Annotated in this window: 12 protein-coding genes; 2 read left to right on the forward strand and 10 right to left on the reverse strand. The window is 58.0% G+C overall.

The genetic code is table 11. The features are described 5' to 3' along the window. Positions 1 to 217 precede the first annotated feature (217 nt). From rplI to PA598K_RS03175, 6 genes are all read right to left on the reverse strand, one after another. Complete coding sequence (rplI, locus tag PA598K_RS03150; protein ID WP_128655448.1) at positions 218 to 664, reverse strand: 50S ribosomal protein L9; 447 nt, start codon at positions 662 to 664, stop codon at positions 218 to 220. After that, on the reverse strand, positions 661 to 2,625 hold the full coding sequence (locus tag PA598K_RS03155; protein ID WP_128655449.1) for a DHH family phosphoesterase: 1,965 nt from the start codon (positions 2,623 to 2,625) through the stop codon (positions 661 to 663). The genes rplI and PA598K_RS03155 overlap by 4 nt, the downstream gene beginning before the upstream one ends. Before the next feature lie 18 nt (positions 2,626 to 2,643). Beyond that, the gene (locus tag PA598K_RS03160) at positions 2,644 to 3,555 is read right to left on the reverse strand and encodes a YybS family protein (RefSeq protein ID WP_260405243.1); all 912 of its coding nucleotides are present in this window, start codon (positions 3,553 to 3,555) and stop codon (positions 2,644 to 2,646) included. 210 nt (positions 3,556 to 3,765) lie between these two features. Further along, positions 3,766 to 5,745: an amidohydrolase family protein gene (locus PA598K_RS03165; RefSeq protein WP_128655451.1), complete on the reverse strand. Its 1,980-nt coding sequence runs from the start codon at positions 5,743 to 5,745 to the stop codon at positions 3,766 to 3,768. 166 nt (positions 5,746 to 5,911) lie between these two features. After that, complete coding sequence (locus PA598K_RS03170) at positions 5,912 to 6,376, reverse strand: CBS domain-containing protein (protein WP_128655452.1); 465 nt, start codon at positions 6,374 to 6,376, stop codon at positions 5,912 to 5,914. 64 nt (positions 6,377 to 6,440) lie between these two features. Then, a complete protein-coding gene (locus tag PA598K_RS03175; RefSeq protein ID WP_128655453.1) occupies positions 6,441 to 7,466 on the reverse strand; it encodes an LCP family protein in 1,026 nt (341 codons plus the stop codon). A 179-nt stretch (positions 7,467 to 7,645) separates the two neighbouring features. On the opposite strand from PA598K_RS03175, the gene PA598K_RS03180 reads away from it, so the two are divergent. Beyond that, positions 7,646 to 7,993: a DUF4870 domain-containing protein gene (locus PA598K_RS03180; RefSeq protein WP_128655454.1), complete on the forward strand. Its 348-nt coding sequence runs from the start codon at positions 7,646 to 7,648 to the stop codon at positions 7,991 to 7,993. Positions 7,994 to 8,551: 558 nt separating this feature from the next. Here PA598K_RS03180 and rpsR read toward each other — a convergent pair. From rpsR to rpsF, 3 genes are read right to left on the reverse strand one after another with little or no spacing between them, the layout of a single operon-like run. Further along, entirely contained in the window at positions 8,552 to 8,827 is a 276-nt protein-coding gene (gene rpsR, locus PA598K_RS03185) for a 30S ribosomal protein S18 (RefSeq protein ID WP_020621000.1), read from the reverse strand. 21 nt (positions 8,828 to 8,848) lie between these two features. Continuing rightward, positions 8,849 to 9,436 (reverse strand): single-stranded DNA-binding protein, encoded by a 588-nt coding sequence (ssb, locus tag PA598K_RS03190; RefSeq protein WP_128655455.1) that lies wholly within the window; start codon positions 9,434 to 9,436, stop codon positions 8,849 to 8,851. A 53-nt stretch (positions 9,437 to 9,489) separates the two neighbouring features. After that, positions 9,490 to 9,780: a 30S ribosomal protein S6 gene (gene rpsF, locus PA598K_RS03195; protein ID WP_128655456.1), complete on the reverse strand. Its 291-nt coding sequence runs from the start codon at positions 9,778 to 9,780 to the stop codon at positions 9,490 to 9,492. 270 nt (positions 9,781 to 10,050) lie between these two features. On the opposite strand from rpsF, the gene PA598K_RS03200 reads away from it, so the two are divergent. Next, on the forward strand, positions 10,051 to 10,236 hold the full coding sequence (locus PA598K_RS03200) for a YjzC family protein (RefSeq protein WP_128655457.1): 186 nt from the start codon (positions 10,051 to 10,053) through the stop codon (positions 10,234 to 10,236). A 317-nt stretch (positions 10,237 to 10,553) separates the two neighbouring features. Here the strand turns inward: PA598K_RS03200 and PA598K_RS37230 are convergent. Next, positions 10,554 to 10,743, reverse strand: a 190-nt coding sequence (locus PA598K_RS37230) for a hypothetical protein (RefSeq protein ID WP_221414091.1), incomplete at its 5' end; no start/stop codon positions are given.

The following is a 10,743-nucleotide window of genomic DNA, read 5'->3' on the forward strand; positions in this document are numbered from 1 at the left end:
CTCCTCATTTCCTCCTGCCTTCAATCTTCTCGGTGCTGAAAACCGATCTTTTTGAACTCGAACTTGAGAGGTAGTCGAGGTGAAACGGCTTTGCCGTCCTTAGGCGGCATAGTAAGTTTCATTCCGTTGAAATCAGAGCCGTTTAGATGCGCACAGCATATAAAGTCTATGATTTTCAAAAAGTTCGCTTTTGATCACGAAGTAACTCAGGATGCACTTACTCCTCGGCCGCCTGCACCTTGAGCGTCGCCTTCACCTCGGGATGCACCTTGACGGCGACCTGGGTGACGCCGAGCGCCCGGATCGGCTCGGCCAGCTCGATCTTGCGCTTGTCGACCTTGATGCCGTGCTGGCCCTCGAGCGCCTCGGCGATTTGCTTCGACGTGATCGCGCCGAATAGTCGGCCGCCTTCGCCAGCCTTCGTCTTGATGACGACGGTCATCTCGCCCAGTTTGGCTGCCAGCTGCTCGGCGTCGATTTTCTCCTGCTCCTTCTTCTTCAGCTCGGAGGCCTTCTGGTTTTGCATCGTCTTGATGTTGCCGTCGGAGGCCAGCTTCACGAGATTTTTGGGGAACAGGAAGTTGCGCGCATAACCTTCAGATACCTCTTTGATTTCGCCTTTTTTACCTTGACCTTTTACGTCCTGCAAGAAGATGACTTTCATTCGAATAACCCCTCTTCCTTATCGATAGCTTCGAGTACTTGCTTGAGCTTCGCCGCCACTTCCTCGGTCGTCCCCTCGAGCTGGGCGGCCGCATTGGTCAGATGTCCGCCTCCGCCCATCCGCTCCATGACGATCTGCACATTCATCTGGCCAAGCGAGCGGGCGCTGATGCCGATCAGACCGTCCGTCCGCTGGCCAACGACGAAAGACGCCATAATGTCGGTCATGTTGAGCAGCGTGTCGGCCGCCTGGGCGATCAGGAGCTGCGAATACTTGCCGCTTTTCGTGACAGCGATGCCGACATGGTCATACATAATCTCTGCGTGCTTGATAATATCCGCCTTCTTGATGTACTCCTCGAGATCCTCCTTGAGCATCCGCTGGATGAGCGACGAGTCGGCGCCGTTGCGTCGCAGGAAGGATGCCGCCTCGAACGTGCGCGCCCCTGTGCGGAGCGAGAAGCTCTTGGTGTCGACCGTGATGCCTGCGAGCAGCGCCGTCGCCTCGGCGACATCGAGGATGACGCGGTCATGGATATACTGCAGCAGCTCCGTCACCAGCTCGCAGGTGGAGGAAGCGTATGGCTCCATGTAGACGAGCAGCGGATTGTGGATGAACTCCTCGCTCCGTCTATGATGATCGATGACGACGATCCGATCAGTCATAGACAGCAGCCGCGGCTCCTTGACCATCGACGCCTTGTGCGTGTCGACGACGACCGCCAGCGTGCGTCCCTCGACCAGCCCGAGCGCCTGCTCCGGCGAGATGATGCGCTTCATCAGATGCTCCTCGTCGGCGAGGATCTCCATCATCTTCTGGATCGCCGGATTGACCCCCTCGAGCACGAGGTAGGCGTCCTTGTTGAACAGCCGGGCCGCCTTCAGCACACCTATTCCTGCGCCGATCGAGTCCATATCCGGCATCTTGTGCCCCATGATGACGACATTGCTGCTCTCCTTGATCATATCGCGCAGCGCATGGGCGACGACGCGCGCACGCACGCGGGTGCGCTTCTCCACTGCGTTGGAGCGACCGCCGTAGAAGGTCTGGCGCTGACCGTCCTTGACCGCCACCTGGTCGCCGCCGCGGCCGAGCGCGATGTCCAGACTCGTCTGCGCCCACTGGCCGAGCTCGTTGATGCTCTCGGCATTGACGGCGATGCCGATGCTGAGCGTCATCGGGATTTTGTTCTCGATGGTCATCTCCCGCACCTCGTCGAGCAGCACAAATCGCGACTGCTCGAGCTGCCTCACCGTGCGCTGATCGGTGATGAACAGGTAGCGATCGGAGGTGAGCCGCTTCAGATAGAGCTGATAGTGCTGCGCCCAGCCTGTAATCTCCGAGGTCACCTTGGAGAGGAAGGTCGCCCGCTGCTGATCGTCCATCCCCTGCGTCGCTTCCTCCAGGTTATCCATCATGACGATGCCGATCGCCAGCTTCTCCTCCTCGTACCGCTTCTCCAGCTTCCAGCGCCGCGTGACGTCGCGGATATGGATGAGCCGCTCCTCCTGCTTGAGGAGGAACTCATAGACGCGCTCCCCGATCGTCACCTCGGCGATCGTCTCCTTCTTGTCCTTGAGCGGACTTTGGAGCGCCGGGAACAGTTCAGTTAGCGGCACGCCGATGATCGAGTCGCGTTCGAGCATCTCCGAGACATATTGATTATGCCATTCCACATGACGTTCCTCATTGTAGAGGATGATCCCGAACGGCAGCTCGCTGATCACCTCATTGCCAGCCTTCTTCACCCGATAGGACAAGGTGCCCAGGTAGTTCTTAAGATCTCTGCGGAAGGCGCGCTCGGCGCGCACCGTATACCAGGCGAAGCCCAGCGTCCCGACGAGCCCGAGCACGCCCACAGGCCACTCGTACCACGCCAAGGCCGCCGTCATGATCAGCAGGAGGACAAATGCCCATACCTGCGCCATGCCGTGCCATCGTTTGATTAGAAACTTCGGCATTCTCATCCGCCCCTGTAGCTAGGATTTCGTAAAAGACTTCCGGATCGGAAACGCAACATCAAGCACCCCGATCAGACTGAGCGGCGGGAAGAGGAACAGCGGGATGGCCAGCAGCACCGGCACCGCCTTGCTCCACCGCTTCTGATCGGCGATGTAGAAAAACAATCCGATCGCCTGAATCGTAAACACGAGCCGCAAGAGCGGAATCAGATTGACCAGCACGGTATTCATAAACGAATCGACTGTGCTGTCGACGAACAGATCCACGATCAGAGCAATCAAGTAGTAGAGCACGAAGGCTTTGGGCAGCATCCATTCCTTGGCCGGCTTGAAGCCCGGCACCTCGATGCCTTCTCGGGAGAGCAGCTTGCGGGTCAGACCATGCGTGATGATGACGATCATAAATGAAGCCGCAATCAGCACCCACGGAATCGATTGGATAACGGAGCGCACGAACGCCTCGGTCACCTCGGTCGTCCAACTCGGCGGCAACAAGCCTTGGGCATGCAGCATCGCTATTTGCTCGCGGATGATATTGCCCATCTCGCCGGTGATGGAGATGCTGAGCAGCGCGTTGAAGAGCACCATCTCCAGCAGGAACTGTCCGAGCACAGCGAGCACCCCGGCCGTGACGACGGTGCGGGCGGCTGCGCGGCGACGATACAGATGACCCATAATCAGCGCCGGCACCAGGAAGAAAAACCCGAATATGAGCGACACGGGACCGTGAATAAAAAACGCAACGAGCAGCACAATCAGCGTATGCAGGGCAAACTGCTGCCTTGTAAGGGACGTATAGAGCAGGACAAACGGCACCATGACGACCGGCACGGCGAGCAGATTGATGCCCGGCAGCGCAACCGACACCAGCAGTACGAGCGCCAGGCCACTCCAGAGAATTGATTTCAAGCCGACTTTCAACCGGTTCACCTCTTGCTTCTATATGGGCTTGGTAGCAAGCTTTACGCTCCATTATACCATAAAACGCAAACGCAATATATGCGGCGCGCCATCCGGGCGGGCGTCTGAACTGAGGCCTCTCTATATGTATGTAGCCTCAATTCAAAACAGACGCAGCCCGTCAAGGCTGCGTCTTGTCCAACGCCGGCGACCCCGTTATCCGAGCCGCCGGATCTCATGCTACTGTACCGTCCAGACATCGCCTTCGTCGCTGATCGTGCGGCCCAGCTCCTGCAGGAACTGGATCGGCACATAGGCCCGCTCGCCGATCGAGATCAGCTCTGCCTCGGCCTCGCCCAGCACCGCCTTGTAGCCCCGCTCCAGCATGAGCTCCCCGTTCGTCGGAGGTGTGCTGGCCTCACCCGCGTCGCCAGCGGCAGACGCCTCGCTCAGCGTAAACGTGCGCGCGACCTTGTCCCACGTCATCGCGTAGCCATGCGCTTGCAGCGCGTCCAGGTCGACGTAGTTGCGGTCGCGGTAGTGGACGACCGGATAGTCGGCGCCGTCCCAGACGAGCGAGCCGACCTTGCCGTCGAACCGGACGAACTCGCTGCGGATCGGCTTGCCGAGCCGAGTGCTGCGGTTGACCTCGCCATTCTCCAGCGCCAGCTCGCCTTCGACGAGGACGTACTCGATGCCGGCCGAAGGCAGCTCCGGCTGCTCGACCGTCGAGCGATCGATGATCGTATCATAGTCGAAGATGACGATGTCCGCATCCATCCCCGCAGCCAGCCGTCCCTTCTTCTGCAAGGCAGGCACCTGCTTCTCCAGACGCTGCGCCGGCATGAGCGACAGCTTGGCGATCATCTCGGACAGCCCGACCGCCTGATCCTCGCGGACGTACTTGCCGATCGACCGGGCAAAGGTGCCCGACGCGCGCGGATGGTTGTTATGCCCCGGCTCGAGGATCGCATCGCTGCCGATCATGACGACCGGATGCTGGAACGAGAGGACGACGTCCTCCTCAGGGATCGCATAGGCGACCGCCAGCTTGCCTTCCTTCTGATACCGGCGGAAGCTCTCCTCTGTCAGCCGCTCGCTCGTCCCCGCGATCTGCAGGTCGTCATAAGAGATGCGGAAGCGCTCCTGCCAGCCCTCGTCGAAGCGAGCCGAGTTCAGATAGGTGCCCCAGTAGTTGTACGGATAGATACATGCCGTCACATCGATGCCCTCGGCCAGCGCATCGTCGATCATCTTCAGCGACTCCGGCATCGAGAAGGTGCCGCCCGTGCTGTTGATATGGTCGATATGCACCGCCGCGCCGCTCTTGCGGCCATAGTCGAGGATCTCCTTCATCGTATCGATGTTCGTCCCTGCGCCGCCCTCCATGCTGGAGTATCGTCCGTGGAAGTAGACCGGCACATTGTACTCATGGGCCAGCTCCATGAACGGCATGACCTCCTCGACCGTGATGCCCGGCACGTACTCGAAGCTGAAGGACAGACCGAGCGAGCCGTTGTTCAGCGCCTCCTCCGCTTGCTTCAGCATCTCGGCCGTGTGCTCAGGCTTGGCCGCATCATAGCGCCCGAGCTTGAACTGGTTGCGCGCCTGCGTATAGAAGTACGAAGCGCCAAAGTGCACCGGTGGCCTGTCCCGCTCATAGTGCGCATACCAGCTGCTATGCGTCGTCGTGCCGCCATGCATGGCGATATTGGTCGTTACGCCGTCGGCGATCTTGTTCCAGACGCCGAGCGGATTGGGATCGTAGGAGAGGTTATCGATGAAGCCCGGCGCCACGACCAGACCCGTTGCGTCGATGACCCGCTCGCCCTGCAGCGGCTGGGAGGTGACGACGCCGATCGTATTGCCCGTGATGCCGATGTTCATGCCTTCCTTGTCCAGCCCGTGCTCCGGGTTGATGACGCGGCCATTGGAGATGACGACATCGTACACCTGCGACAGCTGCGCAGGCGTCGCCTCCTCCTCGCCGTCCCAGACCTCCTCTGCCGTGCCTCCCGGCTTATCGCTGTTGTCCGGCTTGTTGTTGCCGTCGTCATTGCCCTCGGCGATCGTATCCGGACCGTTGCCCGGCTCGTCCTTGCCGCCGAACAGCGACTGCGTCATGTAGATGCCTGCCGCGACGACGAGTACGACAGCGATGCCCAGCAACACGCGCAAGGGCCGGTTGCCCGCACCCGTTGGTCTTCTTCTGTTAGCCATTCCATACCTCCAAGAGTAAAGCGTTACAGCCGCTCGTATCAGCAGCCAGCCGTGAGTAGACGACCAGCCGTGACCGCGAGCGGCGCAGACGACTTGATTCGATGCATGATGCCTCTTAGGCTCTATGTGCCGTTATACCCATTTTGCGCCTGCTCCAACCTGCCAGCTACGACAGGTTGCCTGATTCCTTACCAGGCATGCCTGGCACAGTGGCCGGTCCGGTATCCGACTCGGCGATGATCTTCTCGCAGTAGTCGATAATATCGCTGCGGCGGACGATCCCGATGAATCGGTTCATATCGTCCACCACCGGCACGAAGTTCTGCACCTTGGCGAGCGAGATCAGATCCTTCATATTCGCGTTGATCTGCACCGTACGGATATCCTTGCCGAGCGGCACCTCCGACAGCTTCACCCGATGGACCTGGTCGAAGGTCAGCTCCGGGTGATTCTTCATGTACCAGAGCAGATCGCCCTCGGTTACTGTGCCGCAATAGCCTCCGTCGCGATCGAGGATCGGCACCGCCGTATAGCGATGATGCTCCATCCGCTCCAGTGTCTGGCGCAGCGTCACTTCCTGCGTCAGACAGACGACCTCCTGCTTCGGCAACAAAAAAAATGCAATGTTCATACCTCTTCGCCACTCCGTTTCCTTCTCTTGTCCCTAAAGCATCAGGAGAAGAGCTGGGCCGAGCTTAGGCAGCAGGCGAATCAGACTGGCCTTGTCGGACGTACTGATCCGGCAATGGCAGCTCGCGCTGCGGAATGCTCCCGTCCAGCCAACTGGCGATCCAGCCGCGCGCTTTGTCCAGATCCGCCTCATCGACCTGGAACAGCCAAGCGCCGCCTCGGCCGATCTTGCCTTCTCCTTTTAATGTATGACTATATAGGGTGCGCTGCTTCGCTTGCAGCATCGATTTGCCGATGCTGATAATCTCCTGCGGTCTCAGATCCGTCGTAAAGTTGCTGCCCATCACTTCGATCAGCTCCGGCACCTTGCCCCACTGACCGACAGTTGTCGCTTTGTCCATCATCGCCTGGATAAATGTCTGGTGACGCTCGGTCCGGCTCATGTCGCCGCCGGCGTCCTCGCGGTAGCGTACATAATTTAGGGCGTCCTGTCCATTATATAAGTCTTGACCGCCTTTGACCACAAACTTCTCGTGATTTGGGTCCTTGTTGACCAAGTCTTCGGTAATCGGGAGGGCGATGCCGCCCATGGCGTCAATGACGTTGCGGAAGCCCTCGAAATTAATCGTGGCGTAATAATCAATTTTGGTATCGAACAGCTTTTCTACCGTCTCCAGCGCCATCTTGGGGCCTCCAAAGGCATAGGCATGGGTGATCTTGTCCTGCTTGCCTCGACCGACGATCTCCACGTCCGCATCGCGCGGAATCGAGACCATCAGCATCGCGCCATCCTTTGGACGGACGATCGTATAGATCATCGTGTCCGAGCGTCCGCGTTCCTTGCCGCGCTGATCGATGCCCAGCAGCAGCAGCGAAAACGGCTCGCGCGGCTTTTCGACGTTCTCGACCGGCTTGGGCTCGCGCCCCTCCAGCGGTTGGTGCGACTCCTCCAGGCTCTCCTCGATCTCCTTGGACAAGAGCAGGTCAAAGCCCCACATCGCCAGTGTGGTTCGATTAAAGTAAGCCATCGTTACGACAATCAGAATTAGCGAAGCAGCGGCAATGAGCCATTTGCGTCTTCGTGTCAACATGAGTGCAAATCCACTCCATTCCTTAATCAATTAAACGCTTCTACAACTTAATAAACGATGCTGCTCGACACGAAGTTACAGACCAGACGCTGTTTTTAGCGAACTTTAAAGAGGAATACACCGGTCAAGCATCGAATAGGGTATCGATAGGATTCGATGCGAAAGGAGGAACTATACTTATGCAAGAACCGCAATTGCCGGCTTCATCCACCGGCCTCGATCCGAAGGTCGCAGGCTTACTCTGCTACCTGGGCATTTTTGTGACTGGTATTATTTTCCTGGTCCTGGAGAAAAATAGCCGTTTCGTGAAATTTCATGCGATGCAGTCCATTATCGTCTTCGGCGCTTTGTTCGTCGTGAACATGGTACTCGGGATGATCCCGTTTATCGGCTGGCTTGGCAATCTGGTGCTGACCCCGCTCTCGTTTATCGCCTGGATCATTACGATGCTCCTGGCGCTTCGCGGCAGCTGGTTCAAGGTGCCATACTTCGGCGATATCGCCGAGCAGCAAGCGGATCGCTTCTAGGTTCTTGCTCCTCATATCGAAGAGCCGGGCGCAGACGTCCCACGTCTATGCCCGGCTCTCGTCCTCCTCACCCTCTCCAGACGCTATCGCCACTTCGATCCCGCGCCAGCTCATCCTGCCCGGGCCGCTCGCTCTCTCGTCTCCCCTGCAACCTATGCCTCGCGCTCGCCTCCACTACGATCTCAGATCCCTCTCGCTGCTCCGGCCGGGCTCACCGGCGCTCTCGCAGCCTCCGCGCCTTTTCCAGTCGCGATCATCCTTATATTGCATTGCCGCTACGAGTTGCTTCATCCCCTATCCACATGCTCGCATCTTTCCGGAACCACTTGTCCACCTGTACATAACTTAATCGCGCTCATCTTATCCACATGTGGATATCCTTATGAGTATGCTTTGTCGTTCGTTTATTTCGAGTTCGCTCTATTAGTGCCTTCCTTCCTCATGTGCATGGCCGACTTTTTCAGGCTTTCACCGTAGTGATGACGCCCATGCTGGGCATTCCACCAAAACAAAAAAACAGCCGAGATCGGCTGTTTTTTGTACGGGATGTCGCGAGGACTATTCCGTTGTGTAAGGCAGCAATGCCACTTGACGCGAACGCTTGATCGCAGTCGTCAGCATGCGTTGGTATCTTGCGCTAGTGCCGGTTACCCGACGTGGCAAGATTTTGCCGCGCTCGCTGATGAATTTGCGGAGCAGATCCGTCTCTTTATAGTCAATGTGCTTGATTTTGTTAGCTGTGAAGTAACATACTTTGCGACGCTTATTGCGGCCGCCTTTACGGAACTTGCGCTCTGGGCGCTCGCCACCGTCTTCTCTTGGTTTAAAGCTCATTCGTCTCCATCGTCCTTTCTCTTAGAATGGCAAATCATCTTCGGAGATATCGATAGGGCGTCCGTCATCTGAGAACGGATCGTTGTTGCGAGAATTGTTGCCGCCGGATCGATTGCCGCCTCCGCCGCCACCATAGGAGTTGCCTCCTCCGGAGCCGCCGCTGCCAGAACCGGAACCACCGCCGTAATTACCGCCACCGCCGCTGTTGCCAGAGCCGGAGCCGCCATAGCTGCCTCCGCCGCCAGAACCGCCGCTATACTCCTCGCGCTGTCCGCCGCCGCCTTCACGGTTAGGAGACTCCAGGAACCGGACATTGTCCGCGATGACCTCGGTCACGTAGACGCGTCTGCCCTCATTGTTCTCGTAGTTCCGCACCTGAATCCGGCCTTCGACAGCCGCCAAGCGGCCTTTGCGCAGGTAGTTAGCACAGGTCTCGGCGAGTTGACGCCAGGTTACGATCGGGATGAAGTCGGCCTCCCGCTCGCCTTGTCCGGATGTGAAGGGTCTGTCCACCGCCAGTGTGAACTGGGTAACAGCCACTCCCGCCGGAGTGTAGCGCATCTCGGGATCTCTCGTCAGTCTCCCTATCAGAATAACACGGTTTAACACCTTATCGCCTCCAATCCTACATCACTTGCGTAGGAGCCTATCGGGACAGGCTCTTAGGCAACAACATCTCTGACGACCAGGAAACGGATGATCTCATCCTGGATCTTCATGACGCGGTCCAACTCGTTGACAACTTCTGGAGTTGCGTTGAAATGAACCAGCACGTAGATACCGTCACGAATCTTGTTGATCTCATACGCAAGACGGCGCTTGCCGATGATGTCAGTCTTGGAGACTTCTCCACCGCCGTTTTCGATGATGCCATTGTACTTGTCGACGATTGCTTGAACAGCTTCCTGTTCAACCTCGGGACGAATAATATACATCACTTCGTATTTGCGCATTGTTTTCACCTCCTTTTGGACTGAGCGGCCCTCTCGCGATGAGAGAGCAAGGAGCGATTTTACTCGCATGCCATATTTCGCACCACAGTAGTATACCAGATTACATAGGCACCGCGCAAGAGCAGCTTATCGAAGTTGCTGCGCATCAACTCTGCAACGGGTACAGCTCCCTCGTATCGCAAGCCCGCCCACAGCGCACACTATAGACCGCACTGCGGTTGCTGCGCTCGCTGCAGCACCTGGTGACTCTCTACCGAGGAGGCGAGCCGCATGGGCGAATGGACCGAGTTCAATCCGGGTGACAGCGCGCCGAACAACGGCAAATACATCGAGGTCGGCGACAACGATTACCATATGGGCATCGAAGACCCCCGTCAGGTCGAGCTGGAGAAGGGCCAACGGTTCCCCGAAACCTCAAAAAAGGATCGCAAGTGGGTCAAGATGAAACGCAATTAAGCGACGCGTTGTTCCGGCGCAGCGCATAATCTTCCCACAAGCTGCGCAAGCTATTGTCGGACGGTGCTCCATGAGAGGTGTGGTTCCGTTGGACCTGAATGGCGAAACAACCGCAAGTGAAGACGTAACGGGAATGGACTGAATTCTGGGCGTGAGGGCACGGACGCGAGTCCGCGGCCCGTCATCATCGAATGGAAGCGATGGGCGCAGCTGAGCGAAGCCAAGACTGGAGCATTTCACAAAACCGACAACCGCACCGTCCAACCGAAGAAGCGCCTGATCGTCCGCGAGGACGCCGGGCGCTTCTTTACTGTTGTCTACACCAGCCCGTCGCCCTCTGCTTCATTGGAACGGCGGCTGACGGTGGCGCTAATCGGGTCTGTAGCGAAAGTTTCTTTCGTTCGAACGCCGGCTGCGGCGCGAATCCGCTCGGCAACGAAAGTTTCTTTCGTTCGAACGCCCGCGGCGGCACGTTTCAGCCCGGTAACGAAAGTTTCTTTCGTTCGA

This window comes from Paenibacillus sp. 598K, assembly GCF_003851045.1.
In the GTDB taxonomy this organism is placed as follows: domain Bacteria; phylum Bacillota; class Bacilli; order Paenibacillales; family Paenibacillaceae; genus Paenibacillus_D.